Source organism: Nocardia sp. NPDC006982 (assembly GCF_042869435.1).
Classification (GTDB): domain Bacteria; phylum Actinomycetota; class Actinomycetes; order Mycobacteriales; family Mycobacteriaceae; genus Nocardia.
Genome location: NZ_JBIAFV010000006.1, coordinates 141,705 through 168,657 on the forward strand (window position 1 = coordinate 141,705; position 26,953 = coordinate 168,657).

Here is a 26,953-nt window from a genome sequence, read left to right on the forward strand (position 1 = left end):
ATCCCTGAGGATGCTCGGCCGCCGCCATCCACCTTGGAGATATACATGGCCTTGAAACGTATCCGAGTCACGAGCGAGGATATTCCTCCGGAGGATATGGATGTGCAACGGACATCGCTATCGCTTGATGTGCTGGGGCGATTCATATGCAACACCTACGAGGAGGCGACTGCGAATGAAGACTTCGATGTAGTTGTTATCGGTTCGGGGATGTATGGGGCGTATTGCGCCGCCAAGGTGTACAGCGAAAGTGCGGCGAAACACCACCCCCTGCGTGTGCTCGTCCTGGAAGCAGGTCCGTTTCTGATACCAGAACACAGCCAAAACATCCCTAATCTGGGCTTGTATGCGCCGGACGCTGAGAGACCATCGTCCGCGCCGGACGTACCCCGAAATCTGGTGTGGGGCCACAGCTGGCGCGGCAATGATGATGCGCACTTCGCTGATACGGCGTACTGTGTCGGCGGCAAGTCGTTGTTTTGGGGCGGCTGGTGCCCTCGGCTGCAACCCGCCGACCTCGAACAGTGGCCTGATGCGGTACGTGAATACCTCACCGGCACACCGGCAACTCACAACCTGCCGAACCGCCCGTCCTCACTCAAAGTGATACCACCCGGCGAAACGAGCACGCGCGAGCAGCAGTCGGTGTACGAAGCCGTCGAATTCGAAATCGGAGTAAAGCCAGCCGACGATTTCATCTTCGACCCGTTGTTGGGTCCACACGAGCCCGACGGCCACTTGGGCTTGAATAAAGCGCTGGAACTTCGAATCAAAGACGCACTGGATGAATTCCGCCGCAATGGAACGTTTCTCGGGGAGGTTCCAGCTACGGATGCCCCAGGGATCTACCTATCCAACCCCGAGCCCCCACCCATCGCCGTGCGAACGCAATCCTTCACCTCGGGGCTCTTCTCCCCCGACAAGTACAGCAGCCTCCCACTGCTGACCTACGCCCGGCGGGATGATCGCAACAAATCAAATGACCGAATATTCATCGTTCCTAACGCCCACGTGTCGAAGCTATCCGTCCCACCCGTCAATAGAGATGGGTCTTCGCGGGATGGCTACCGGGTCTCAGAAGTCGAGGTGTGGGTCGAGGGCGTCCCCCGAAAGCTGAAAATAAAGTCCGGCGGTACCGTGGTCCTCGCCCTGGGATGTATAGAATCGACCCGGCTTGCTCTAGAGTCGTTCCCCTCGGCGCCGGATCCGAAGGGCGAGGAGTTGATGGGTCGAAATCTCATGGCGCACCACAGGTTCGATCTCAAATTCAAGATAAGCCGGGAAGATTTCGCAAAGTGGTTGCAAGATAATGGTGGAAAACAGTTGCGGGTCGAGTTGCAAGTAGCAAGCTTCCATATTCAGGCTCACTGCCCTTCCGGGCGCTTCCACTTGCAGGTATACGCCTCCGGTACCGTGGGGGGCAGCGCGGATGGCTTGATCTATAACATGATTCCGGACTCGACCATTGCGGAACGGCTCGCAGCCGAGCAAGACGAGAACTACATCAACGTTATGTTCCGGGGCTGCGGGGAAATGGCAGGCAACCGGGATGCGCCAGTCGGCGGCTCCGCCACGAACTGGATTAATCTGGCTGACCCCGCAGATAGTGACGTTCAGTTCGACCACCGCCGCGCTCGGGTACACTACGCCGACCAAACCCACGCACCCATCTGGGAGGAAATGACACAGGCTGCTATCGCGCTTGCCCAATCTATGGGAGGAATAGAAATACAGAAAGTAGAGCCGAAACCCGTCGGCAGCAGTTGGCATGAGTCGGGCACACTTTTCATGGGAGAGGATCCGTTGACTTCGGTCACCGATGTCAGTGGCCACTTCCATCGCATCTCGAACGCTGTGTGCGTGGACCAGGGACTATTCCCCACTGTCGGATCAGCTAACCCCGTACTCACCGGGCTCTGCTTATCACGCCGGGCCGCCGAAATGATCGTAAATCGCCACCTGACCACGGAAACTCCTCCTCTCGATGGCTTCACCGACCTCCTCGATGCGTCCCATGTTTCCCGATGGAAGACCAACGCAGGCAACATTGAAACCGTTATCGAGGATGGCACAGTGGTCGTGAGCGGTAACTCCGGTGAGGGCGTACTGTTTTACGACGATCCCAATTTGTTCGATAATTTCGAACTACATGCGCAATGGCGAACCTTCCTCGATGAGAATGGTGAACCCACCGCAAACTCCGGGATCTTTCTACGTGCCCCTGATCCGACGGAGAAGCTCAATGACGGCAACTTCTACAGCCAGGCAATTGAAATTCAAATTGACGACACAGGCTACGACGGCAACTCGTTCAGGAGTCCTAAGCATCGCACCGGCGCCATTTACGGTATCGCGCCTGCGCGCGTCTGGAGCCAAAAAATTCCCGGTACGGAATGGAACGAGTTCCGCATTACCGCATCGGGGACACAATTGACGGTTCTCTTGAATGGCGAACTCGTCAGTCAAGGCGAAGTACCGGTCGAGCGCCGATCCAAAGGCACACTTGCGCTTCAATGCCATACAGGAAGGGTCGAGTTCAGGTCGATCCGTATTCAGCGGCGTTGACCGGTCAGTCTTAACGTCCTAGGCAATCGATATCGCAAGATTGCTCCGGGACCCCTACATCTTGGTGTATCGGGCCATGGCGAAGCTGTAGAGGCCGTAGGTGATGATGCCCAGGCCGGCCGTGATGAGCAGCGCTGCTCCGTAGGGTTGGGCCCCGAGAGTCTTGAAGGCACCGTCGAGGCCGGCGGCTTTGTCGGGCTCGGATTGGTTGACGGCGAGTATTACCAGCAATCCGATGGCGGTGACCAGCGGTGATATCGGGATTCCGGTTCGGGCTGCGGGGCATCGTGATCGGTGCTCGGCTTGGCTGCCGATGAGGTTGGTCGGTGTGCTGGAGGATGCCGGTGCTCATGAGGTCGATGACCTCGCTGAGGCGTGGTACCGACAGGGGTTCGATCTTCATTCGAGGGATGATCCGAGATCATGCCGACCCGCACCGACAGAGCCTGTCGGCTCGATAGCCTGATCACCCATGGTGAAAGTAGTGGCCGATCCGGATGACGACGATTACGTGCCCACCGAGAACGAGTCGAACAACGACTGCCCCGAATGCGGTGCGTACAGATCGATGATCAAGTCCGCGGTGGACTGGACGTCGGCGAGCTGGTGCACGTCTGCAACCGCTCCGGCTGCGACTTCACCACCGACACCCACGAGGTCCCGACGACTTCGTGTGGTAGACACGCGATCTCAGCGAACCCGATATGTGATCAGATCCGGCCGTCGCGGGCGAGCCGCATCAGCGCCTCGAGCCCGGCTTCGGCGTCGGATTTGGCCATCAGCTTCTCGATCGTCTGGCCCGACAGCGTCGTGCACATGCCGAGCACAGGCGGGCTCTGCGCTCGACATACGGCTGTGTCATCGTGTTCTCGCCTTCGAGTTCGAGCAAATCGAAGCAAAACAGCTGCACCGGCACCGCGGCCACGAGTTCGCGCGTCGGGCGAAATGAATGCAACGCCGTTGAAGTCGAGTAAATGACGGGATCCCGGTGACGGGATCCGGTGCGATGATCTCGCCATCGAGGATCAGATCGGTGCGACCGGCGAGTTCCTCGACCGCGGCGGCCAATTCCGGGTAGGACGCGGTGACGATGTTGCGGTTGCGGCTGTAGAGGTCCGCACGCCCGTCGGAGACGCGGCAAATCGCACGCATCCCGTCCCACTTCATCTCTACCGCCCAGCGGCCGCGAGGACGGCCAGATGCCCGTTATTGGAGTCGCGCAACACCGCCACCAGCGGTTCTACCGCCAGCGCACCCGCCGCCACCAGCGCGTTGGCGGCGGCCTGCCGATGGCCCGAGTCGAGCGCCCGGAGTTGTTCGACCAGCGAAGAAATACGCATGGGCCACACCATAGGTAAAAAAACAAATCGCTCTTCATATTTTCGCGACGCTTGTCCCGGATAATCAAGCACTGGTCGCTGACAGCCAATGACCTGGCTATGCATCGCGGGCCATACTCGGTGGAGGTCCGCACCAGGCACGGTGCATCAGCGTAAAAGGAGTTCCTCTGCGACTTATCTTGAAGGTCACGCAGCGGCGATCTGCAGGCGCACAAAGAGCAGAGTCGATTACGACCATTTTCGGGCCGAACGCTACCTGCGGTAGTGCGCAACATCTGCCCATCGTGCTGCACGTCACCCGCATAGTGAGACCACGCCCGAGCGGAGGCAGTTGTGCGAATCGTCAGTAACCGTTGTGCCACATTCGAATACGCGGTGACGGCGAAGGGTCCGTGTGCTGTCGAGATTGCTGCGCCAGTCATTGGGGTGTGGCGGCACTTTTTCGATTGCCTGCTGCTGAACATCAACGTGGAGCACGGCGACCGCGCTCTGCCGGAGCTGGCTGTCAGGATTGTTCGATCCATCGTCGTCGCGACCGATGCCCGACACATTGTCGTCAACGGCTTTGTCTCGTTACCTGAGCCGGGCAAGATTTTCTGTGCACCAGACAGATTCGACGTGCTAAAAGAGCTGGCCGATGCTCTGGATGTGCTGACCGAATTGGTTGAACGATTGGAGGAGCGGGGTGAACGGGTTCATCTGATGCCTTTCGGCTGGGAAACGAGTTGTCATGTCGATACACCCGAGAATCAAGAGGCGCAATGCGTGATTCACCTGTCGGTCTGCCCAGTGAATACCGGCGGCGATGGTCGGGAAGGGACCGCGTGCTCACGCGGCCGAGCCGCCCATTGCCCTGGGGTTGGTTTCACCGCAGCGGGCAGTCCGCGTCCGGCTGATGAGAACGGAAGTCGCGTTGATCGAATGCCTCCCGGTGATCGCCGATCGTCAAGCCGCCATATCGGGCCATCTGCCAGCGACATCGGAGGTAGGTGGGCGATGCTCAACTTTACGGCTGATTCGCCGAAATAGGTGCAGGTTAACGACTCGAACAGATCCTTGCCCTACCCCTCCCCGAATTCGCCAACACGGCCATCATCCCTAGCGAATCAACAAGAGCTGGACAATCGCGCCCGTAGGACGTCAGCGCAGTGTCGGTTCGGCACCACCGGCTTGAGATCCTCTGTCTTGCAATGGAATTGATGTGGATCTCTAAAAGCGGAATTGTCGTGCGACGCGATCTTGACGGACCGCATGCTGCGTTTCGGTGTCTGCGCTCGACGGCGCAGCGGCGGGGGGCCTGTCGTCACATTCCGGAATCGAGGCAGAGGAAATGAACGGTAAGTTTGGGTTTCTAGAGCGGTTCGCCACCCTCAGAGGAGATATGCTGCGCGAGAAGCTCCTCCGGCCGAAAGCACGGAGTATCAGCTACCTCCCCATCTCCGGCGAAGCGATCACCGTCGAGTGGCTGACGGCCGTCCTGTGTCGCGACACCCCTGATGCCGAGGTGATCGCGTTCCACACATCCGACGGCAACAACGGGGCGTCTATGCCGGTCGCGATCCGCGTCGTCTACAACGAGGCCGGCGAACGAGCGGGATTGCCGACCGCGCTGGTCGCGAAGACCACCACGACCTCGAGCCAGCGCATGTTTTTCGGCGGTGCGAAAGCGATCGACGGCGAATCCCACTTCTACCTGAATTTGCGTCCCGAGGTCGAGATAGAGGCTCCGCTGGGCTACTGGGTCGTCGTCGATCCGCTGACGCGGCGCTCGGTCGCCCTCATGGAGGACATCGCCGTGACCCGCGGCGCTGTCTTCCTCGAGCCGACCACCCCGCTCTCCCACGACCAGATCGAGGATCTAGTGCGCAATCTCGCCCGGCTGCACGGCACATTCTGGGCCCATCCCTCGATCGCTGTCCTCAAGACCCCCAACAACATGCTCAACACCGTGAGTTCCTCGATCGACATCAAGGGATACTGCGCGGTCGGCCTGGAACGGGTCCAAGAAGTGGTCCCCACGAGCCTGCACGATCAGCATGAGCGGTTGTGGGCCGGCGTCGAGCGGGCGCTCGATCTCGCCACCACGGGTATGGCCCCGACGGTGCTGCACGGCGACCCGCACCCAGGACAAACCTATATGACCGGCGAGGGACGGATGGGATTGGCCGACTGGAAGGTCGTGATGGGGGGCGGCTGGGCGCAAGACTTCGCCTATGCCGTCAACACCGGATGCGAACCCGAAGACCGGCGAGCCTGGGACCGTGAACTACTGACGGTCTACCTGGATGAGCTCGCACCCGCCGGCAGCACAGTGCCATCCTTCGACGACGCCTGGCTGGCCTATCGACAGCAGACGATCTTCGCCTACGCGGCATGGGCATTCACCCTCGGCCGAGCCGAACACCAACCCGAAATACCGCCGGTCGAAACCTGCTCGGCACTGCTGAGACGCATCACCACCGCACTCGATGATCACGACTCGCTGGGCGCCCTCGGCCTCTGATGAACACACCGAAAGCATCCGCAACCGCCTCATCGCACGTGGGAATCCAGCCCTCCCACGCACGCAAAGCTGCCTCCGTCGGCGTCGACATCGCTTACGCCGCTCAAACTCTGCACCGATATCGCCCGACCGCAAGGGCGGAATACCGGTCACAGTCGATCGTTTGTCGACAACGCTGGCCAACAGCCGCAGCGTTCACGTCTCGGCCGCGCTGTCGACGAGGAACCACGACAGGTCCTATCGGCAGCGCGTCACACCAGGCTCAGAGGATCTCACCAGTCGACACACCAATCCCAGTCACCCATGCGGTGTCCTGGGAGGTCGTTCACCGTTATGGCGTAGCCGAGGTGCCGACTGCGGTCGAACCTCACCGATCAGGTCTTTGGGAACAAATCGGATAATTCCATCCCGGGAGGTAATCATCAGTTTTTGGAAGATCGCAGCCATCTGCGTGTCGACGGTCCTGAACGAAGTTCCCCGATGTAACGCGATAGCGCTGTTCGTCCATCCTGCCGCAGCGAGCGTCGCAACCCCTTTCTCCGCCTGCGTCAATTCGTCCCAGCGCCAAGACGCGCCCGCGCGGGCGGGACCATCCATCGGCGCCATATCGGGCGTTAGCAGGCCCAACGCCAGCCGCTGGACCTCATTCAGCTCGGAACGCAATAGGGAGCCGTCCTTCTCAGCGGCGGCAAACGCCTCAGGTCCCAGCACGGTGCGCACAACGTTGATGGCCCTGTTGGTTTCGTCCGCAAAGGGCTTCAGTTCTTCTATGTTGACTCCCAACTCCGCTCGCAGCGTTCTGGCGCCTCCTGCAAGCCGCGCGGCTTCGGTTGCCAACGCAACAAGTCTGTCCTCGTCGGTGTCGGCTGCGGTGATCGAGTCGGTGATGATCTGCGCCAATGCCCAACATCGAACATGCACTGCCCATGCCGCGCCCCACGGGTCGCGAATGGATACCAGGTGTGCCAACGCTTTACGCCCAACCGATAACGCCTCAGTCGGATCACCACGTTTGGTCAGTGCGAGCGCCAACATCAGCTCCGTCCAGGATTTCAGCCACTGCGCTCCGGCCGCATTCGAATTGTCGACGTTGCGCCGAGCGACCTCCAACGCTTGTTGCGCTGTTCCCAAAAAGCTCGCGGCCATAGCCTCGAGGAGTCCGCACATCGCTTCGCCGGCGCGAAAGCCGAGGTTGCGGAATTTCTCACCTGCGCGCGCCAGCACAACAGCGGATGCCGCGTCGCGATGCACGACCATCAACTCCTGGCCCCATACGAATTCGACCGGAGCGGGCAGGCCGAGATCGACTTCGGGAGTCTGCCGCCAGTCCTGTCGGACTGCAGGATCGCTTATGCAGGCGGCAACGCACTCTTCGAGCATCCGTTCGGTCTCCCCATGCTGGCCCTGCCACATAGCCAGCCACCCGATCAAGGCCATCGCTACTATCTGCAGTTCCGTGGGCTGCGGCGCAAGTGTGCGGCTTGCTTGTAGTGTGCGTTCCGCCCATTGACGGATTTCACGCAACGACCCGTTGAAGAAAGGTGCTCGCATCGCGATCAGCCCTACCGAGATCTCTAAACCGAGCGCTGACTCGTCCGGCTCCGTGAGGCTCCCTTCGATGGCGACAAGTATGTTGTCCCAGGACGCTCGGGCCCATTCCAGCAGCTCCAGCTCCGAAGGGCCGAACCACTCGGCTTGTGCCTGTGCGACTTTGTTTCGGTAGTACTGCCGGTGCCGCTTGGCGACGCGCGCGGGTTCGTCGATCTCGCTGGTCGAGTTTTCCTGCAGTCGTTGATAAGCGAACACCCGAATCGTCTCCAGCAGTGAGTACCGCACGCTGGTCTTGGTGATATGTAGTGATGCCAGCGATTGATCCACAAGGCGCTCGAGCAATCCCTCGATCTCGTCCTTCGCCAAGCCCACCTTGCCATCTCGGGTGAGTTCCCCGTTGTCAGCGCAGACGGCCTCGATGGCTTCCAGGTCAGCTCCTGCTTCGAGGCCGAAGTCATCGTCGTCTTCCGGGTTCGTGTCGTACCCTGCGGCGAACACCGACATTCGCTCCAGCAGCAAGCGTTCCTTGTCTGTGCACAGGTCATACGACCAGGCGATCACGTCGGGGACCCGCTGATGCCGCGCATCCGCCCCCACCTGCGGACCACGCGACCATCGCAGCCTTCTGTCGCTCGCTCCTCCGCTCAACTCCCCGAGGATCATCGTCAATGATTGACGGCGCAGTCGAGCGGCGGCGAGACGGATGTAGAGCGGGTGGTTGTGCATGTGGCGACAGATCATCGTCGCCGTAGCGACCTGATCTTTGTCGGTAATACCGTGACCAGTGAGTTCCGCACGCTGCCGGAACAAGGTCAGCGCCTGCTGCCTCGACAATGGAGGAACGTCCACCAAGTGTTCGTCCACCCATCCCACCGGCTCGCGGCTGGTGGCCAGGATGATTACGCCCGGCGCCGCCTCTAACAGTGCCGCGACGAGTGGCCGTACACCAGTGAGCACATGCTCACAATTGTCCATCACCACCAATGTGCGCAGGTCCCGCCCCGCCCCGTCCTTGGTGGCGAACTTGTCGACGAGAGCGTCCCAAGCTGACCGTCCCGAGAAGTCGGCGTCGAGGACCGCGTGGGCAACCTCTTCTTCCACCGCAGTGAAGTCGGATTCCTTGGCTAGCCTTGCCAGTCGCACCCAATACACCGGCATACGCGTGGCCTTGCGGAATTGGCCAACCGCCTCGGCCGCTAGCCGAGTTTTCCCGATACCGCCCATGCCGATGAGGGTGATCAACCGGGCGGGGCCAAGCAGCAGAGTCCTGATCCGATCCAACTCCGGCCCGCGGCCGACGAAACCGTTCGCATCCGCTGGAAGATCACGGGGATATTGTCGGCGCCTCATCGACATAGATCGAGAGTAGTCGCCGCCCCATACCCACGGCGTGCTACCGGACCGCAAGCAACTCGGGACTGCGCACTGGCCGTCTGGCTGCGTAATCACCCGGGGATCGAGGTTGTCGCGCGCAACGAATCGGTTGCGCCGAGCCGTGCTCAGCCCGGCGCCGTGCACGTGCAGGCCTCGGATGGTGTGAAGCCCTCGGGTGGTGAATCGGGGCTACGTAGGTGGAGTTGCAGAGAAAAGGACTCATCCTCGATGCGAGTCCGTATGCGTAGCCGATCAGAATCGGAAGTGTCGGCGGACAGATTGTCATCTCACCCGCGAAAGGAGCGTTCAACCGCAAGACGATACCCGGGAGGGCGCTTACGACCCTGCGGCGCACAACGCGGTGTGGCCGAGGTCGAGCGACGATGCTCGGTGGGTCGAAGCATCCATGAACCGACCGTTCAACATGATCAAATTTGATACGTGTTCGGAAGCTCGACAAACAATTAATCGACAGCCGAGCTCGGCTTCACGCCGACTTGATGTCAATACACAAGTATGCCGCCCTGCGATGACGGATCCGTCCGGCTGACAGAATTAATTCTTTCGTAGCCGGCCGACCGGAAAGCGTGTAATCCAATGACCGCGCCATTACCCCTTGCATATGGATACTTGCGCAACGATCTGCTTCGTAACCGCGACTACGACTCGAGCGAGGACAGACTGCGGACCGCCGCCAGGTCACTCGGCTACGAGTTGGCCACTGTATTCCGAGAGCCGAGCCCGCAGAATGGGGCCCTACCCGCGGCGTTCGTCGATCTCGTCCAGGAGTGCCGGCGAGCGGAAGCGCACCTCGTGATAACGCTGCACGGACACATGTCAGGTATGTCCGTGTGCCGGATGGTCCTCCTGGCAGTCCTCGCGGTGCGCGCCGATACCGCAGTGCAGGAAGTCGCGCCTTGAACTCACCCCGCGCGGTCGAGGCCGGCCACCTCAGCCGGAAGATCGACGCGATCTGAGCGGACACAAACGTAGGTGTTCCCGCAAAACGAGTCGCTCGGGGCGGAGGTCGTGTTTGTGGCAGGCACCCTCGAATTGGATAGGCGAGTGAGGCCATCGATGTTGCTTGATCTGAACACCGATCGGATACCGAGAGAAGAACGATTTGCCCGCTGGCGGGAATACATTCTCAAGGCGTGTATGCCCTTTTACATCCGGTGTGACCAGGAATTAGACTTCCGTGCCGAATTCAGTGCGGTCGTGCTCGGCGACCTGCGCATTGCTCGGTTGGCACACCCTTCCCTGGAGGCGTGGCGCACCGCGAAGCAAATCGGGCAAAGCGATCCGGAAATCTACAGCCTCGGGTTCAACTTCGGCGGAACCGTCGGGATGACTCAAGGACGCCGCAACGGTTTGGCGGGCACTGGCAAGATGATGCTGACCGACAGTTCGCAACCGCTGCATATAGTCGTCGACACGGGTAGCGGCCGCAACCAATCGGTGAACTTCCTGTTCCCCCGTTCTGCGCTGCTGCTGCCCGAGCAGCAGGTCCGGAAGTTGCTGGTGACCCCGCTACCGGCCATGTCCGGGGTCGGTCTGATCCTGACGTCCTACGTGCGGGAACTGTTCGAGCACGCCGTAACCTACCGGCCGGCGGACATTCCTCGGTTGAAGTCGATCAGTATGGACCTTATCGCTGCGACGTTCGCTCATCACCTCGATGCCGAGGCGGCACTGCCGATCGAGACCCGCCAGCGGGCGCTGCTGACGCGTGTACACGCCTTCATTCAGCACAACCTCGCCGACCCTGATCTCGGGCCAGAGCAGATCGCCCGAGCGCACGCGATTTCGACCCGGCACCTGCACCGCATCTTCCAAACACAGCACACCAGCGTGTCGGGCTGGATTCGCGCACAGCGATTGGAGAAATGCCGCCGCGATCTGGCCAACCCACAACTGTTCAACCGGCCGGTGTACGCGATCGGCGCCCGATGGGGGTTCACGGATGCCACTCACTTCAGTCGCATCTTCCGCGCAGCGTATGGAAGCAGTCCCGACACCTACCGCCGAGAGCAGTTAGTCGATGCATGAAGTTGCTGTGCGCAATTCGTTTCGCGGTATAGGCGCCGTTTCGTGGCGCAGGTGACGGCGGGGCGGCGGGCTGATCGGATGTGTGTGCTGACTCGGGTGGTGGATCGTGATCTGGTCGATGGGGTGTTGGTCGCGATCGAGCCACGCCCATATCTGGCTACAACTGTGCGTAAGTTGGTGTTCTGAGACTTCTTGATGCTTTGCTCATTGAGGATCGGGTGAGCGATCGGGAATTGCTTGCCGCGCCAGTGAATTCCGCACCAGTCGGGACGAGCTGACCACCGCCGCCGATCGCGCAGGTTGTTTCAGGCGATGACTTACGGGCGTAAAGCCCTACCGGCCACTCGGGCGTCGTCGTCGGCGCAGCGTCCGGTCGAACCGGCTTTCGCAGGAGTGGCTTTTGTCAAGGCCGGCACCGACTCCTACTGCCTGGCCCACACCACAGCCACCCACTTCAGCAGCAGCCCCATCCGCGACGGATAGGCTCACCGACATGCCCGAACCGGACAACGAGGATCAACCACACGATCAATACAACTGGGATCACCTGCGCGAGGACCCGGACACCTGGGATCGGCTGCGCTCCAATCTCGCTCTCGGACAACGCTTGACCGGAACCGTCGCGTTGATCCCACGGCCGGGCACGATCGGCATCTTCATCGATCTGGGGCTGCCCGTCGCCGGATTCGTCGATGTTCTGTTGCTTCCTGACGGCGCCAGCCGATGGCCCGCCCAAGGCACGACCACAGACTTTCTCATCTGTGGATGGACGAGAAGCGGCCCCAAATCCGCCTCGTTCCGGCCGATGCTCGCTACCGCCGCGAGGACTTCGACACCTGGTGCCTTACCAACGCCCCCACCGGCGATCCACGGATCCTCAAACACTTTCAGTTCTATCCGTCAGGCGCCGCGGCAGATTGAACCCCCTCGTCGCCTCGCCGGGCATCGAGGGCCGATAACGCCCACAGCCAACACCAGTTTGCGCCAACAATCTGGCACGTCTCCCAAACCATCGTCTGCCACCTACCTGACGCACAGCCGCTCACGCCCTGTCGTCAGCGTCAGATCAAATGGCAACGGACAGCTGAGTTTTAGCGATGTCCTTCAATTCGACCACACTCAACGGCTACCCGAGGACCCGCCTGCCGAGCGAGGTCCCGGGCTCTACGTTCGGTCTTCGCGGCGCCCGCTTGGTCGCGGGCGGTGCCGCTAATCAGGACCACCCCAGCAATGAGACGCCCCCTGTCGATGTGCTGGCGGGAACGGCCGCCGCTGCGGCGTCTTGAGCTACCTGCGCGTCGACACCCTTCGGGTGAGCGAACCCGGTGAACTGACCGAAATCCCCCGCCTTATCGGACATCTGCCCAGCAAACTGCTGCAACTGCCCGTCGACGATGACTTCTACGCTGCCGCTGTCGTTGTCTGAAGTCTCGAACATCACTACCAGCGCGGCACGGTTTTCCCACGTGGCGATATCGCCGGTCTTCAGCTGGTACGGGTCGACGCGGTCATCGATCTGCTTCTTGTCCGACCACTTCGCGGTGGTCTTCGAGTACGCGGCCTGGGCGTCGGTGCGTGACTGGTCGCCGAACGCGGCGTCCAGCGCCTGAGCGACCACTGGCGACACCTTCTGGGTGCGTCCGTCGGGGAAGGTGTAATCCACCAAACCGTCGCCGTCTGGCGTTCGCGTCGTCAGTGCCGGTCCCTGCTGCTGCGGAGCGGTCGTGCTCTGCTGTGCGGCGGGCGACGACGCTGCGGGCTGAGTGGTCTGCGCCGGTGGCGTTGTCGCCGCCGACGGCGGCATCGAGGGCGAATACGACGAGTACCCATAACCGTACGGATCTCGTTGATCGCGTTGATCATTGACGTCCGGGTCAGCAAGGCCGCGCTGCATCTGCTGTGCCATTATCATCGGCAAGATCGAACCCATCAGGTCACTCAAACCGGATCCGGAAGCGAGCCCGGAAGCCCCGAGCCCGGACGCAGTGTCCGGGCTTGTCGAGATGGGAGTCGCCGTACTGGGGGTGGTCGTACCCCTCGCAACGGTTGGTTCTCCGGAGAGCGAGCCGTCGGTTAGTGACGAATCATTCGTCTCGGCACCGAGGTCTGACGGAGTCGAATCGGTAAAGTCCGTAGGCAGCGGGTTCACATTGGTCGGATCATAGGAGTCACCGCTTAATTGCTGCTGCGGCTTGACGCTCGCGTCCTGAAGGGTCTTGATCTGCGCATCTCGATCTTGGACCTCCTTGGTCAGCGCATTGATCTCGTCAGCGACGCCCTGCTGTTTCTGGCTAGCCTGGCCCATGATGTTCTCGGCCTGCTTCAGACCCTGGCTAACGTAGTCCATGATGTGCTCGTCCTCGGTCATTTCGGGTTGCGGCGGTGGGGTGGCCGCTGAATTACTCAAATTCGCGATCAGGTCACCCACTTGTCCTTGGTCCTGAAGGCGGTACTTTTTCGCGTTCGCCACGGCCTGAGCTACTTCTTTGTAGGTGCTCTGCAGCGCGTCGAAATCGGCCTTGAGACTGTTCACCTTCTGAACGTACGCGTCGAACATCTGGGACCGGGCTGCCATGAGCGTGACCTGAGGTACCGCACCGGCACTCGGGATATCAGTCACCTCTCCGTTGCCGAACACATTCCAGTCTTTTGTTATTACATTCAAAAGATCGACATCGTACCATTTTTCGATCTGAGGCGAAATTTTGAGACTAGCGATATCTTTTGGCCAACGCGAAGATTCCGGATCCGGCACCAGCAGAGGCGGCATATCCGCCATTAGGCTACCTGAGCCCCGTCATTTTTCTGTCCAGCCGGACGGACTGGTAATGTTCCCGGACTCACTGGCGCCTGCGGGGTGTAATGACTCGCCACTCCAGCCCCGATACCGGCGCCGAGGATATTCGCCTCCTGCGTCTCAACAAATGAACGGCCCGCACCCAAGGCCGCCCGCCTGAGTAGACTTTCGCCGCTAGCTGTTACGATTCCTTTTACAGCGCCTCCGGCAACCCCCCCGCCCATAGCGCCGAACACACCATCGATAACGCCAGCCTCTACTCCTTCGTCCAGGCTATGGGTTTTCCACCCAGTCCAGATTCCGCCCGCCAGCCCAGCCGCAAGCCCCGCGCCCACGATCGTTCCAGCACCAGGGAGGACGACCGATCCAAGCGCCCCTCCAATCATCGCGAACGCACCGGTCGTGGCATCTTTCCCGATTTCGTTCCCCGAGAGGCCGAATATGCCAGTCATGGGAATCACCTTTCTGTCGGCAGGATAAGTCTCGAGACCACGGCCGCGGCACCCAGCGCCGGGAACCATTCCGATCAACGCATTTGAACCCTGGCCCGGCATCGGCCCGCTCGGTTCTGGTCGGGGATCGTCTCTCGGAGGTTTGGGTGCTGGTTCTGGGACGGGGCCGCCTGTGGAAGTGACTTCGTTGTCACCCCGTCGACTCCGTCGTCACGCGGGCTTCGGTTTCTTCGAGAACCAGCATGTGCGGATGAGATTTGGTCCCTCATCAGTAGCCGATAGGTGACGACAATGGCGAACTGGGCGTTCTCGGCTTCGTCGCGGGTGCGCCACGAGTGTTGGTAGACCAGCTCGGTCTTCAAGGTCGAGAAGAAATTCTCCATCGACGCGTTGTCATAGGACTATCCGGCCGAGCCCATGGATTGTGCAATTCCGTTGTCGGCCAATCGATTAACGAACGGGATTGCCGCGTAGGTCGAACCCCTGTCTGAGTGATGGCCCAGTTCGCCATCGCGGACATCACGCGACCACACGCTGTATTCGAGCGCACCCAGCGCCAGGTCTGTGGCAGCGATCGAGGCCATAGCTTGTTCGGCGCATCGGCGGTGGAATTCCGTTCGATCAGATCCGGAGCCGGTGCGGCCCGCGGGTTCTGCCGCGTCGAGGGAATCCGCCATCTGCGCCGCAGGAACGCGCCCTGCAGCCCCGCCGAACGCATCAGCCGCTCGACTCGTTTGCGGCTCACCCCGATGTCGCGACGGCCGGCATCGCATGCACGCGCGGAGACCCGTAGGTGCCGCCGGAACTAGTGTGAATATCGACGATCTCAGCCAGCAACTCCTCGTCAGCGAGCTGCCGCGCCGACGGTGTGATCGCCCTCTTCCTCCATTCATAGAACGTCGAGGGCGCAATACCGAGAACCGAAATACGAGCTCGACCGGGGACTGCGGATGGTCTTTCACGAACCGCACGATCATCTCCGACTCGGTTCGAACTCCGAGGCGAAATACGCACTCGCAGAACGCAATACCGCGTTGACCCGCTGAGAGCAGCGACCCGTTCCTTCAACTGTTTGTTCTCTTCGACCATATCGGTCGTCGGCCGGTCGTGCCGTTCACCGACATCAGTCCAGGCCTGGCTTATCCAGTGCCGCAACGCCTTGAGATGCATCCCCAACTGCGCCGCCAGCTTCCGGATCGTCGGCTTGGGATCCGACGGCATACGATGGCCTGGCAGATGCCGCCCGCATCGCAGTCCTGACCTCGGCGTCGCCTTGCGTCTCTCGGCTCGCCATCGGAATGCTCGGCCTCTGCACCTGTCGAGCCAGCGGACGACGACTGGCGGCGGCGGTCAGGACATGCTCGCAGACTGGCACCGCCAGCGCCCGCGTGGTTTCTGATAGCGCCGCACCGCTTCGCTGACCAAGCAGGTCATTCGAATATCACCCGATCACACCGAGCAGTGCTCCCATTCCCCAGTGGAGCACTGCCAGTTAGGTAGCCGCCGTAGGTAGGTCTGCTGGTGACTTGCTGATGTGTCGTGCTGCCCCTGGGCCGAGGGTCGTTGACTGTCAGGTTTCGGGGTTTCGTCGCCGGAAGGGGTCGAAAAGGTGCAACGCGTACAAGTCAGGGCGGGAGGTCGTGCCTCAGCGTGGCGGTCGCGTGGTGAGGGTTGTCTCGGCGCTGGGCTGGTCGGGCTGATCGGAGAACCGCGAATCGCGCCGCCGGTCCCGCTACCCGAAGTATCGGCACCGATTGCAGAACGGCCGAACCGGGCAAGAATCGGAACTCGAATCGTCCATCCGCTGCTGCGCGGCACCGTTGGGTTCGGGTTGGCGACCCTGGCGCGGATAGGTGGCTGCGGCCCGCAATTCCATCAGGGAGGTGCTCACTGGCCGGATTCGATCAGCCACGGCTGGTCACCGCGGAAATGCTCCAAATCCACACCGACAGGGATCGGCTGATGGCCAACGATGACGGCTCGAGTGGGGCTCGAGTGAACTGGCCGGGACTGTGCCACATCCGAGTGCGGTTCATGCGCCCTTTGTTGGAGTTGGATTACCAGGACGACCGAGTTGTGGCGGACCGGTTTGCTGCTGCGGCGGACAAGGTCGGTGCGGTCGTAATAGTTGATGACGAGCTCGATGACAGCTGGCCTCCCTTGCCGTGCCGGAGACTATGGGTATGAACCGCCCGCGACACGCGCGCGCCCCAGCACCGAGGAAGGTACTCGAGTTCGGGCATCCGAGCAGGTGGTTGCGGCCCTCGGCCCATCGTCAACTCGCCATCCTGGTGGCCATCGCGCTGCTCGGCCTGGGCCTATGGTGGATGTTCCCCGGTAACGCGGGAAGCCGACCACTGCAACCGCACGGCAAGCCACCACCGGCGCCCACGCTTGTCAACCGCATCGACCTACACGGCTGGAAGCTGACCATCCCCGAGGAGGGCAACAACGGCAGCGCCGCCATCATCGAGCCCGCCGCCACCAAGCAGCCATGGCTCGCCGAGGGCCCCGATGGCAGCCTCACATTCTGGGCCCCTGCTCGGGGTGGCACGACGAGGAACTCCAAGCACCCGCGCACTGAGCTGGACAGCCTCAACAACTTTTCCGCCGCGACCACAGGGCCACACACCCTGAAGGCCGCCTTGGTGGTGGTTCAAGTGCCGACCGACACTCAAGACATCATTCTCGGCCAGATCCACGGCGCCGGCGACATCAGCTCGGTCCCCTATGTGATGCTGCACTACCAGGCTGGGGCCATCAAAGTGGTAGTCAAGCAGAAGCTGCAAGGATCGCAGGCGCAGTCCGCCCCGCTGCTCACCGGGGTGCCGCTGAACCGGCGGTTCGACTTCACCATCAGCGACTTGGGCGACGGCACCATGGTGTTCACCGCGAATTACGGCACCGACACAAGGCAAGCCACCATCCAGGTCCCAACGGACTTTCACGACGAGACGGTCCGGTTCCAGGTCGGCGACTACCAGCAAGCCGACCAAGCCCGTGACGCCGTGGATGGCGGCCGGGTCATCTTCTACCAGATCAGCGAGCTCACCACCCCGCCGTGACCCGCGCGCGGGACCCGGTCTGGCGGGCCCCGCCGCTGAGTGGCTGGGCGCCCAGCTTAGCGATATGAACGCGGTGAGGTCCGCTCCAGAGAAGCACAGCGCTTCCCGTTCCAGAAGAGCAACAGACGAATCCCATCGATACACTCGGATTCGACTGTCGCCCAGCGCATCTCAACCTGCATCATCTGAAATCCGACGTGCGCTACCACGCTGTCAGCGCTGGGGGCACTCCACCCGAAGGGGTAGTGCTGTTCAGGAATGGGACGCCGTTCCACGTCTCGGAACGCTTAATCGATTCCTCCGACTGACCGGATAGTGATCACGATGATCGAGGTCGATCAGCGGCTATCACTCGCTACTGAGGCCTGAGCGGCCCGGCAATTCGTCACCACACAGCCATCCCTCGACTACCTATCGACTGCTGATGGCTCAACGCTTTCCCGTTTCCCATGCTGGTCTTCGCCCCCAATGATGCGCAGTGGCCCGAGCGACCGGCAAGGCCCGCCACTGCCGACGGTGAACGGACAGGGAGTACCAGCGACATGTTGCGCAGCGCACTGCTCACCCGGAGAAAGTGCCGGGCCTTGCTGACACCCGGCCGCGCCTTGTCAGAGATGACCCGATGAGTGGTTCCACGCTAGGCCCCGGGGAGTCCCTCTCCCCCGGGCAGTCGCTGCAGAACGGCGACTACACGTTGACCTACTATCCCGACGGCGAGTTGGTGCTGTCCAGCACGACCGGTGGCGTTCTGCAGACCTGGGAACCGAAACTGAACTCATGTATCACGGCCGACGGCGCGCAATTGCGTGTCGGGTCCGCCGGCGAGTTGTACCTCGTCAAGGATGGACAGCAGATCGGAACTCTCACCGATCCCTTCCCGGATGTGTGCAATACAGATACCGGACTTTCGCTGCAAAGCGATGGCACCGTCGCGGTGACAACCGACGGGCGCACGATAGGTATCTATTTACCAAAAGCCAATGGTCCGATCGAATTCCCGCTGTATCACCCGCGCGGTGAAACGGAAGGCTTGAAGGACGTCATCGATACGGGTGAGGCAGCGATCGATGCGATGGTCGACCCGATGCGCGGAGGGCATCCGGAGAAGGCTCCGGACGTCATGAAGATACTGGTGACCGCAGGCCTTTTCGATTCCAAAGACCACTCAGTGCTGACCGATACCTACACGCAGCATCTGAACGACATCGTCGCCGCCAGAGCCACGCTGGAAAACCACGATCAGACTGTCACTGCCGATACAAGTACGATTCCTGGCTACATCGCCAAGGCGCTCGGTGATGTAAAGAATACCGTCGACGATCTCAACGACAAGCTGAAGGCCGCCTCCGTCAACATCCACGCCTCTGGCGCAAGCGGGCCGTATACCGATACCTACACCTCCGATAACAAGATACCCACGGCCGTGGTGAACAAACTTCTCGGAGCCGTAGAAACGACAATAGAAAAGGTGCAGGGCAGGGTCAGGAGCGTCGCCGATGAGATGAAAAAGATTGCACAAGGAGTAGGCGCGTCTTCAGCTGGATACCCGCAGGGGACAGCTGGCGCAAACAACGGAAACGGGAATTTTACGGGCAGCGGCGGTGCTACTGCTGATAATAATATTAACAATGACACCGCGGGAAGTGAGGATTACAGCGGTCTGAATGGCGATCTGCTCGGCACCGACGGAAATCCGAGTAGTATCGAAAACTCGGTCCCCCCCGAAGGCGACGGTTCCGACATCGCATCCAAAATCGATGACGCAATCAATGACATCAAGAGTGGAGCCATATCGTCCAATACCGCGGGTTCCGGTGCCAGTTCGGGTAGCAATCCGTTGGAATCGATGATCCCGATGATGATGTCGTCGATGATGTCGAACCTACTGAACCCGAACCGGCAGCAACAGAACGATCGCACCGAAGATCAGTCCCACCAGCCAACGCGCTCGGATTCGCAGCTAGCCGAGCACACGATTCCGGCAACCGCACCGGCGAGCCCCGATACGCCCTCCGCCACAGCGGCCGCGACTGCTTCCCCGCCACCGGTCTATGCGCCCGGTTCGATGGTGGATATGAAGCTGCCCGACGGTTCGGTCCAGAGGGTGTCGTCGACCGTGGCAGAGGCGGTGAACAAGGAATTGAACAATCCGAACGGTTGCGATGCACGGGCCGCGTACGCCGGCACACCGGGGCAGGCGCCGTGGAACGCCCTCGACAACAACTATGAACATTTGCAGACCGGTGATGTGGTCCAGTGGACCCATCGCTCGGGCTTGCTGGTCGTCGGCAGTGGGGGGCAACTCGACGTCATCATAAACGGTCAGCTCCATCCGCTAGATCTGAGGAATCTGCCCGACGACGGCCACGGTGATTTTGGTCAATTTCAGGGATTCTTCCACCCCGGCGGCGCCGATCTCGACAGCTCCGGCCGGCCGGTTGCCCTCGAACCGCGGAAGGCCCTCACTTCCACATCGCCAGCACCCTCCGCGGTCACCACGACGAGCCTGTCCCCATACGGTGGTGGGTGAGTCGGGACTAGCTGCGGGGCGTAGGGGACGTGGTGCTAGTGGTTGGCCTCTTCGTGTTTCCGGAATATTGGGCGCGGTGACGGCCGCACAGTACCCGCGGCGTGACTGGACCGGCTGAGACGCACATCGCTCACAGTGCCCCACTCCACCGCACCGCCGATCAGATGGCCACGCAAGCAATGGATTGCGGGTCATGACGTTGTGTGCGGCCCGGTGAGTTCGGTGTGGTTGTCGGCTGCCCATTGAGCGAGATGGGCCAGTGGTCCGTGGGCGAAGGATTCGCCGAGTGGGGTGAGTTGGTAGATCGCACTGTTGTTCGCGGGCTGGGTGGTGACCGGTTTGGCGATGAGTCCGCGAGATTGGAGGCGTTGTAGCGATTGGGTGAGTACCTTGTCGCTGGCGCCGGTGATGCGGGCCAGTAGCTCATTGCGGCGTGTTGGTCCCAGGCGGAGCGCCGAGAGCACCACAGGATCCCAAGTGTGATTAATGAGCTCGGTTGCCGCGCGTACGTGACAGTCGGAGACGAAGACTTGGCAGGATCCCTCGATCATGGGATCAGTCTCCCACAATGCTCCTACCGATCGGTAGGAGCCGAGTTCGTAGCGTTCTTGACGCCATCATTTCCCGACGAAGGAGAACGCTATGAATATCGGCATCCTGGGCACCGGCAACCTCGCCGTGACGCTCGGCCGGGCCTGGGCCGGTGCCGGTCACTCGATTCTGGTGACCGGGCGCAATCAGGTGCATGCAAGTGCGGCGGCCGAACAGATCGGGCCCGCGGCCACGGCCATCGTCCCGGACGACTTCGCGACGAGCGCGGATGTCATCGTAGTCGCGGTGTCCTACGAAGGGCTCGAGGCCGCTATCACGCTTGTCGGCGGTCCGGACGAATCCTTCGTCGGCAAGACGGTGATCGACTGCACCAATCCGGTGGACTACGCAACCGGTGCGTTGAAGCCGGCGTCCGGGTCGGCGGCGGAGTTGGTGGCTCGCACGGCTCCCGGAGCGCGGGTGGTGAAGGCACTGCACCTTTTCGCCGGAGCCTCCTGGCCTTACACCGGATTGCCGGAGGCCGCGCCGGTCGTGGCTGTATGCGGAGACGAGCCCGACGGGCTCGATCCGGCCACAACCCTCATCGCCGATCTGGGAGCCAAGACTGCGGTGATCGCGGGGCTGGCCCACGCTCGCCAACTGGAAGAGGCCGCCGGATTTGTCATGAAGGTCGTCGCGGCCGGGTACAACCCGAGACTCGCGGTGCCCGACGTGGACCCTGCAGTGCTCAACCCAGCGTCCGCCAACTGACCCACCGACCAGCGCCAACGCAGGTGAGGGTCCCGACATCATGGCCGGGGTCCTCGCCTGCTCACCTCGGGAAGACTTATGTCTCATCGCAATTCGCCGCTCACCCTCGAAGGACGCCGTCGCCTCGCTCAGCGATGCAGGAACCGGCCGATCGCCCACGTTGCCGCGGAGATGGGGATCTCCCGCGCATGCGAATCGAAATGGGCCAACTGTTACCGCCTTCACGGCGAGCTCGGCCTGCTCGACCAGTTGCCCACACCACACCACTAGCCCACCGCGACACCCGTCGAGACAGTAGCCCGCATCGGGGAACTACGCCGCACCCACAAATGGTCCGCGGCGCGGATGCGTTCGAACTCAACAACCATGGCACTGTTATCAGCAGCACTAATCAGCACTGGCGTCACCAACGTGATGACCGCCTACGACTAGACACCTGAGGGTCCGCAGCTGGAATCGGTGCCGATATCGTGCGAGGGGGCGCAGGAACTTTGCAGTGGTCTTTCCCAGACGAACGACGCGGGGCGCTGGCGGCTCAGTACGGGAAAGTCGGTGGTCACAAACGTCATATCGCCACACGCCGAAGCGCCGCGACAGAGCTCAGTGCGTCGGTACCGGGTGGAATGAGCCGGTCTCGGGATTCCATCCCTTGACCAAGACGGCGTTGGCAGGGTCAGCGAGCCAACACTGAATTCGGATGTGTTGCCACTCGGCAGGATCATCCGAGTCCTGGTCGCACTCCCCGTCATCGCGCGACCGCGTCAGGCACACACGCAACCGTAGCCACCCCTTCGGTACCGCCACCACATCACCGTCGCCCTCGCCGTAGGTAGGACAAGTAAGCCTCAACGCGCCGGAGTTCGCTCGAAGACTGCACTCTGTCACCGTGTCGAAGGCATCCTTGTCATCGGCGGGCGGAGCGTCAGTCACGTCAATTGTGACGATGACGTCGCCGTTGCCCCCTGTGCAGATGCCAATCGCGTCATCCGCCAATGCCAGGTAGTCGAGCAGCGCGGAATTCGTCCATTGGTCTGCCAATTCGGCGGACGAGTCGCTATCAAGGAGGTGGATCTGCCGGTAGTCGGAGAAGACAGTCAGCTCTGTTACCACAGCTCTTCTTCATACCAGGCCCTCACGGGCTAGCTGGTCGGGAATGCTCTGGCAGAGGGAAGTTTCCGGACGCTCACTAAAATCTGATGAGTCCTTTTTTCAGGGTTCGCTTCTGGCTTGCCTGAGAAACGCGTTCCATTCCGCGAACGGGAAGTATGGGTTGGACGGGTCACGTTCCGACCACGGTTCGTCAGCTCGGGTGGGATACCAGCCGGCTTCGGGATCTTCCCGCCATAGAACGCCGTCGGCGCGCTGGTCGGACAGTTCGACAATGTCGTCCAAGTCATCTGGATTCCGACCAGCGACGTTGGTATAGGCTTGGCGCAGCATCGTTTTCGCGCCTTCAACGTCGTCACCGTGTCCGATGACAACGAACGGCGCGAGCAGCGCGACCAGGAGTCCGGGGTGCGGCCACTCAGGATCGGCGAGGGCGACCAAGTGGCCGAGCAGGTCGAGCTCGGTGTGTCGCAGCGTTCTTGGCGTGCCTTGGAGCTCAGGTTCGAACACCGCCAGCACGTCCGGTGCCCCACCATCATCCGCGTGTCGCAGACCCAGCGACAGGTCCCAATACCCAGTGTCAGTGGACCCGTTGAATTCCAGGACGAGCCCACCGGGCACGAGCTCGACGACCTGACCGGCGAGCTCGGGAAACCACGGTATGAAATAGTTGTCGTCTTGGTGGAAGTGATGCCAGCGCCGTGAACTCAGCGAGAGCTGACGCACAATCTTCCGCGTAACCAAATCTCTTCTCCTCGGGAAGAAGTCCTCCAATACCGCGTCGCTACGCGGACTAGGTGTCTGGTGTCGAACGGGCCTCCGGCGGGCTGCGGTGTTGCGGAGTCGGCCGGGGGTGATCGGTTGAACTGATGTTGGCGGTGGTGCCAGCTATCGGCGGTTTCGGATTGTGCCCGTTGCGATTTGGCATGAGGGGGCCGGATGCCTGGTCCCTCAGGCGCCTGCTGAGGGGTTTCGTCGTCGAGCACTGGCGCATACTCACACACATCGGTGGAGCCATTGCACCATCCGGAACTTCCGAATCCGCCGACAAGTTTTTGTTCCGCGTGAATACCCGAGGACGGCACCGGCAAACGGCGCGACTAGTCGAGCAATTGATCGTCGAGGATGTCGGTGTCGGTACCCACGGATTCCAGGCGCAGCGCGACGGCCGTGACCAGGGCGTGGACCAGTCCGGTGAAGGCGGTGAGCGAGCGAAGCACGGTGAGCGAGCCGGTGCCGACGTAGAAGGTCACATCGGCGATGCGAGCCAGCGGGGAGGACGCGTCATCGGTGAGGGCGATGGTGGTGGCGCCACGGCGGCGCGCCGCCTCGACCGCGCGCACGGTGTCACTGCTGTAGCGCCGGATCGACACCGCGACGAGAGCGTCGCCGGGTTCGATATCGCGCAGCTCGTCGGTCAGCACCCGGGCGGTCGCCCCGAGCTGGCGGACCCGATGGCGGACCAACTGCAACTGGTAGGTGGCGGCATAGGCGATCGCCAGGCAGCGGCGCAGCCCGATGACGTGCACGGTCGAGGCATGCGCCAGCGTCTCGACCGTCCGGTCCCAATCGGCGCGATCGATCCGCGCGAAGGTACGGGACATATTGTTCGCGTCGTATTCGGTTATCGCGGTGAAGAACTCGTCGTTCGAGCTCGGCGGCGGCGCGTCGGCGGGTCTACGCACCAGATACGCCTCGGCGGCGAGTTGCCTGCGGCACAGTTCGACCAGGCCCGGATAGCCGGGCAGGCCGAGCATGGTGGCGAAACGAACCAGGGAGGAACGGTGCACACCCGCGAGTTCGGCGCTCTGGCCGATGCTGCGGAATGCGGTTCCTTCCGGATCGTCCAATACCAGCCTGGCGATGCGCTGTTGGCCGTCGGCCAGTTCGGGCAGGCGCTGCTGCAGGACAGCGCGTAGTTCCTGATAGGTGGTGGGAGCGCTGTCCCGCACGGTAAGCCTCGCGATCAGGGTTGTCACAGACTTCGCCAGCTCGCCTGCGCGAATGGATCATCCGGTTGGATGCTCAGATTCCGCATCCTCAGACCTCCCCACGGATCATTGACCAGGCCGTCGGTGATGCCATCGAACATGTGCGCATGTTCGAGTCTGGCCATGGCGACGGCGAGATTTTGATCCGTCGAGTCGTATGCCCACGTGTGCACGGCATCGAAATAGTCGTTTGCGAGATTCCTCCCGATGTGTTGCAACGTCGCCTTGTCCGCGGTGCTCCAACGATCCGGATCGATGGCTGCGTCGAGCGCCTGGTTATTCTGGATGGCCGCCCTGACATCGTTCACCAGCTCATGGTCGATGGCGGCGTTGGGCGCGGGCATCGGAGCGTTGTTGCGGAAGTTGTAGGCCGCGACATGCGCCTGTCCGGCCAGTTCGGGGGCGATGGCCGAACCGGGACGGTTCACTGCCGCCTGCAAGGCGGCTTGCGCCTTCGCCCGCGGCGCGAACTCGAAGGGATTCGGCGGCGTACTCGCCTTCTGAATGGAATGCACAGCGGCGATATTGCCGATCTTGCGCTCGTTGAGACCGAGCCGGGTCAGCGAACCCATCTTGCCCTGGTAACTGGCATCCATATCGCCGAGTCCGTCCCACGCGTGGGCGGCACCCACGTGATGGTCGATGCCGTCGTAGTCCGCCGCGCGCGATGTGGCCTTGGCGTCGAGCACATCGCGCGCCGCCCGCGCCTCTTCGTTCTGGTGGAGTGTCATGCGCGAGGCCGCGATCTGCATATTGACCAGTTCGGCCTCCTTGCGCAGTCTCGCATTGGGATCCAGCGGTTTGGGTGTCTTCATCGCAAGCCAGGCCAGCACCGGCGAGGTATTGGCCGTATTGATCGCGGCCAAGCCGGTGATGAGCCCGGATGCCATACTCCCCCCGGCACGCGCGGTCCCCATTCCCAACGCGGTGCCACCACTGCCCGCGGTGGCCGAACGCCCCTGCACGGCGAGCGCGAACCGGTTGGCGATCCAGTCATTGCCCCGGCTGAGGCTGCGGTTCAGGCGTTTGAGCTGGGAGATGGCGACGATCTCGACGGTGCCCGCGATGACGATCACCGCCATGGTCTGCCCCTTCGCCTGCGCGAACAGATTGCCCATGAACAGCACGTAGATGCCGAGGAAGATGGTGTAGGCGGTCATCCGACCCGCCGCGACAATGCCGTCGACGAGATTGCGGACCAGAAACGTCTGCGTCGGCCCGTAGACGAATCCGCCTGCGGCGAAACCGAATATCGACATGAAGCCGTGGTAGATCGAGTCCAGGGCGGCCTTGATGACCCTGACGCCGAGCACCACCGCGAAGACCAACAGGATGCCGCCGCAGATCAACAGCATCAGCCCGGTACCGACCTGCCCCATGGACGGATTCTGGGCCTTGGCGTACGCGGCGGAATCACCGCAGCTCTGCATGCCCTTGCGGACCCGTTCGTCATCACCGGCGGTCATCCCGGCGGACCAGGCCGCCCGGCAGGCCGGTTGCTCGTCGACCACATGCCCGAAATTCCACACCTGCACCGGACGGCGGGCGAAGTTGTCCGCCAGATCGCGCTGCATGGTCGTCACGAGTTGGTTCGGATTCGGGTTGTTGTTGCCGTTCAGTCCGGCAGCTACTGAAATCCCCAAATCCCTTCCCTTGGCGAGCAATCCGTCCGAGGACAGCACATCGCCGAGCGGCTCGGCCAGGAATACCGGCCCGAGCACCGCGACACCGAGCATCGTGACGATCTGCACCATCGCCTTGGCGTGATAGCCACGCAACCAGAACCAGGCAACGCAGAACGCGCCGATCGTAGCGGCGGTGATCAGCAGCATCGGCGTCGCGATCTGACCGGTCAGCCGGTCCGCGACGCCGGTCAAGGCCGAGCCGAACATATTGAGCCACTGGAAGCTCAGCGCATTGCCGATCAACCAGATCGCGGTCGTCACGATGGCGATATAGCCGATGAATTCGAAGCCGAGGATCGCCCACAGGATCGTCGAACCCGGATCCAGCACCCCGCCGTGGTCGGTCGCGAAGGCATAGTTCGCCAGCGGAACCCCGTACGAATCGCGGATATGCATCCAACTGAGGCCGTCGATTTCGGAGACACCGCTGCCGGTCGCCGCTGCCAGAGACTGCGCACTCGCCACCGCGCCGACGAGCCCGGGAAAGACGAATAGGACGAAGATGACGGCCAGCACCCAGCCGATGCGCCGCCGCCAACGAATTACCTGGGACAGCGCCGTCCCTGGGCCGAGCAGGAAACCACTCTTCGGGTTTATCCGACGCAACGCTCGGTAACCGCAATACTGAGCAATGCCCAATGA

18 protein-coding genes and 2 pseudogenes are annotated in these 26,953 nt (G+C 61.9%); 9 read left to right on the forward strand and 11 right to left on the reverse strand.

From position 1 onward, the window contains the following. Nucleotides 1-45: 45 nt before the first annotated feature. Nucleotides 46-2,565 (forward strand): family 16 glycoside hydrolase, encoded by a 2,520-nt coding sequence (locus tag ACFYOW_RS24840; protein WP_387291664.1) that lies wholly within the window; start codon nt 46-48, stop codon nt 2,563-2,565. Between the two features lie 54 nt (nt 2,566-2,619). Here the strand turns inward: ACFYOW_RS24840 and ACFYOW_RS24845 are convergent. The 3 genes and pseudogenes from ACFYOW_RS24845 to ACFYOW_RS24855 form a co-directional block, all read right to left on the reverse strand. After that, nucleotides 2,620-2,811, reverse strand: a pseudogene (locus ACFYOW_RS24845) (DUF1206 domain-containing protein); the annotation flags it as partial. A 612-nt stretch (nt 2,812-3,423) separates the two neighbouring features. Further along, nucleotides 3,424-3,732, reverse strand: a complete 309-nt coding sequence (locus tag ACFYOW_RS24850; protein ID WP_387291666.1) for a hypothetical protein — start codon at nt 3,730-3,732, stop codon at nt 3,424-3,426. A 2-nt stretch (nt 3,733-3,734) separates the two neighbouring features. After that, entirely contained in the window at nt 3,735-3,905 is a 171-nt protein-coding gene (locus tag ACFYOW_RS24855) for a hypothetical protein (protein WP_387291668.1), read from the reverse strand. Nucleotides 3,906-4,238: 333 nt separating this feature from the next. On the opposite strand from ACFYOW_RS24855, the gene ACFYOW_RS24860 reads away from it, so the two are divergent. Then, the gene (locus ACFYOW_RS24860) at nt 4,239-4,934 is read left to right on the forward strand and encodes a hypothetical protein (RefSeq protein WP_387291670.1); all 696 of its coding nucleotides are present in this window, start codon (nt 4,239-4,241) and stop codon (nt 4,932-4,934) included. A 352-nt stretch (nt 4,935-5,286) separates the two neighbouring features. Continuing rightward, nucleotides 5,287-6,408: a phosphotransferase gene (locus ACFYOW_RS24865; protein ID WP_387291672.1), complete on the forward strand. Its 1,122-nt coding sequence runs from the start codon at nt 5,287-5,289 to the stop codon at nt 6,406-6,408. 297 nt (nt 6,409-6,705) lie between these two features. Here ACFYOW_RS24865 and ACFYOW_RS24870 read toward each other — a convergent pair whose 3' ends face one another. Then, nucleotides 6,706-9,315 carry a LuxR C-terminal-related transcriptional regulator gene (locus ACFYOW_RS24870; RefSeq protein WP_387291674.1) on the reverse strand — a complete coding sequence of 870 codons (2,610 nt, stop codon included), beginning with the start codon at nt 9,313-9,315 and terminating at the stop codon, nt 6,706-6,708. A 1,095-nt stretch (nt 9,316-10,410) separates the two neighbouring features. Here ACFYOW_RS24870 and ACFYOW_RS24875 point away from each other — a divergent pair. Next, on the forward strand, nt 10,411-11,382 hold the full coding sequence (locus ACFYOW_RS24875) for a helix-turn-helix domain-containing protein (protein WP_387291676.1): 972 nt from the start codon (nt 10,411-10,413) through the stop codon (nt 11,380-11,382). Between the two features lie 765 nt (nt 11,383-12,147). After that, nucleotides 12,148-12,303 (forward strand): hypothetical protein, encoded by a 156-nt coding sequence (locus ACFYOW_RS24880; protein WP_387291678.1) that lies wholly within the window; start codon nt 12,148-12,150, stop codon nt 12,301-12,303. Between the two features lie 292 nt (nt 12,304-12,595). Here ACFYOW_RS24880 and ACFYOW_RS24885 read toward each other — a convergent pair whose 3' ends face one another. Together ACFYOW_RS24885 and ACFYOW_RS24890 are read right to left on the reverse strand one after the other, a co-directional pair. After that, nucleotides 12,596-14,161: a hypothetical protein gene (locus tag ACFYOW_RS24885; RefSeq protein ID WP_387291680.1), complete on the reverse strand. Its 1,566-nt coding sequence runs from the start codon at nt 14,159-14,161 to the stop codon at nt 12,596-12,598. A 1,211-nt stretch (nt 14,162-15,372) separates the two neighbouring features. Continuing rightward, the gene (locus ACFYOW_RS24890) at nt 15,373-15,852 is read right to left on the reverse strand and encodes a transposase (RefSeq protein ID WP_387291682.1); all 480 of its coding nucleotides are present in this window, start codon (nt 15,850-15,852) and stop codon (nt 15,373-15,375) included. A gap of 1,070 nt (nt 15,853-16,922) precedes the next feature. Here ACFYOW_RS24890 and ACFYOW_RS24895 point away from each other — a divergent pair. Together ACFYOW_RS24895 and ACFYOW_RS24900 are read left to right on the forward strand one after the other, a co-directional pair. Next, nucleotides 16,923-17,696, forward strand: coding sequence for a polysaccharide lyase family 7 protein (locus tag ACFYOW_RS24895; protein WP_387291684.1), 774 nt, complete (start codon nt 16,923-16,925; stop codon nt 17,694-17,696). A gap of 622 nt (nt 17,697-18,318) precedes the next feature. Then, complete coding sequence (locus ACFYOW_RS24900; RefSeq protein ID WP_387291686.1) at nt 18,319-20,226, forward strand: hypothetical protein; 1,908 nt, start codon at nt 18,319-18,321, stop codon at nt 20,224-20,226. A 191-nt stretch (nt 20,227-20,417) separates the two neighbouring features. Here ACFYOW_RS24900 and ACFYOW_RS24905 read toward each other — a convergent pair whose 3' ends face one another. Continuing rightward, entirely contained in the window at nt 20,418-20,777 is a 360-nt protein-coding gene (locus ACFYOW_RS24905; protein ID WP_387291688.1) for a winged helix-turn-helix transcriptional regulator, read from the reverse strand. A 91-nt stretch (nt 20,778-20,868) separates the two neighbouring features. Here ACFYOW_RS24905 and ACFYOW_RS24910 point away from each other — a divergent pair, with 91 nt between their 5' ends. Together ACFYOW_RS24910 and ACFYOW_RS24915 are read left to right on the forward strand one after the other, a co-directional pair. Then, nucleotides 20,869-21,528 (forward strand): NADPH-dependent F420 reductase, encoded by a 660-nt coding sequence (locus tag ACFYOW_RS24910; protein ID WP_387291689.1) that lies wholly within the window; start codon nt 20,869-20,871, stop codon nt 21,526-21,528. Nucleotides 21,529-21,606: 78 nt separating this feature from the next. Then, nucleotides 21,607-21,876: pseudogene (locus ACFYOW_RS24915) on the forward strand (helix-turn-helix domain-containing protein); the annotation flags it as partial. Between the two features lie 252 nt (nt 21,877-22,128). On the opposite strand, the gene ACFYOW_RS24920 reads toward ACFYOW_RS24915, so the two are convergent. The 4 genes from ACFYOW_RS24920 to ACFYOW_RS24935 all read right to left on the reverse strand — a co-directional run bounded on the left by ACFYOW_RS24920 (nt 22,129) and on the right by ACFYOW_RS24935 (nt 26,950). Further along, nucleotides 22,129-22,638 (reverse strand): hypothetical protein, encoded by a 510-nt coding sequence (locus tag ACFYOW_RS24920; protein WP_387291691.1) that lies wholly within the window; start codon nt 22,636-22,638, stop codon nt 22,129-22,131. Nucleotides 22,639-22,737: 99 nt separating this feature from the next. After that, nucleotides 22,738-23,379 carry a hypothetical protein gene (locus ACFYOW_RS24925; protein ID WP_387291693.1) on the reverse strand — a complete coding sequence of 214 codons (642 nt, stop codon included), beginning with the start codon at nt 23,377-23,379 and terminating at the stop codon, nt 22,738-22,740. 356 nt (nt 23,380-23,735) lie between these two features. Continuing rightward, entirely contained in the window at nt 23,736-24,614 is an 879-nt protein-coding gene (locus tag ACFYOW_RS24930) for a MurR/RpiR family transcriptional regulator (protein ID WP_387291694.1), read from the reverse strand. Then, complete coding sequence (locus ACFYOW_RS24935) at nt 24,611-26,950, reverse strand: hypothetical protein (protein ID WP_387291696.1); 2,340 nt, start codon at nt 26,948-26,950, stop codon at nt 24,611-24,613. Before ACFYOW_RS24935 ends, ACFYOW_RS24930 begins: the two co-directional genes overlap by 4 nt. Nucleotides 26,951-26,953: the final 3 nt, after the last annotated feature.

Excerpts from the sequence above, each read along its gene's own strand:
- ACFYOW_RS24880 (WP_387291678.1), top strand. The coding sequence starts at position 12,148 with ATGGACGAGAAGCGGCCCCAAATCCGCCTCGTTCCGGCCGATGCTCGC.
- ACFYOW_RS24870 (WP_387291674.1), bottom strand. The coding sequence starts at position 9,315 with ATGTCGATGAGGCGCCGACAATATCCCCGTGATCTTCCAGCGGATGCG.
- ACFYOW_RS24910 (WP_387291689.1), top strand. The coding sequence starts at position 20,869 with ATGAATATCGGCATCCTGGGCACCGGCAACCTCGCCGTGACGCTCGGC.
- ACFYOW_RS24885 (WP_387291680.1), bottom strand. The coding sequence starts at position 14,161 with ATGGCGGATATGCCGCCTCTGCTGGTGCCGGATCCGGAATCTTCGCGT.
- ACFYOW_RS24840 (WP_387291664.1), top strand. The coding sequence starts at position 46 with ATGGCCTTGAAACGTATCCGAGTCACGAGCGAGGATATTCCTCCGGAG.
- ACFYOW_RS24850 (WP_387291666.1), bottom strand. The coding sequence starts at position 3,732 with ATGAAGTGGGACGGGATGCGTGCGATTTGCCGCGTCTCCGACGGGCGT.
- ACFYOW_RS24905 (WP_387291688.1), bottom strand. The coding sequence starts at position 20,777 with ATGATCGAGGGATCCTGCCAAGTCTTCGTCTCCGACTGTCACGTACGC.
- ACFYOW_RS24890 (WP_387291682.1), bottom strand. The coding sequence starts at position 15,852 with ATGCCGTCGGATCCCAAGCCGACGATCCGGAAGCTGGCGGCGCAGTTG.
- ACFYOW_RS24875 (WP_387291676.1), top strand. The coding sequence starts at position 10,411 with ATGTTGCTTGATCTGAACACCGATCGGATACCGAGAGAAGAACGATTT.
- ACFYOW_RS24900 (WP_387291686.1), top strand. The coding sequence starts at position 18,319 with ATGAGTGGTTCCACGCTAGGCCCCGGGGAGTCCCTCTCCCCCGGGCAG.
- ACFYOW_RS24865 (WP_387291672.1), top strand. The coding sequence starts at position 5,287 with ATGCTGCGCGAGAAGCTCCTCCGGCCGAAAGCACGGAGTATCAGCTAC.
- ACFYOW_RS24855 (WP_387291668.1), bottom strand. The coding sequence starts at position 3,905 with ATGCGTATTTCTTCGCTGGTCGAACAACTCCGGGCGCTCGACTCGGGC.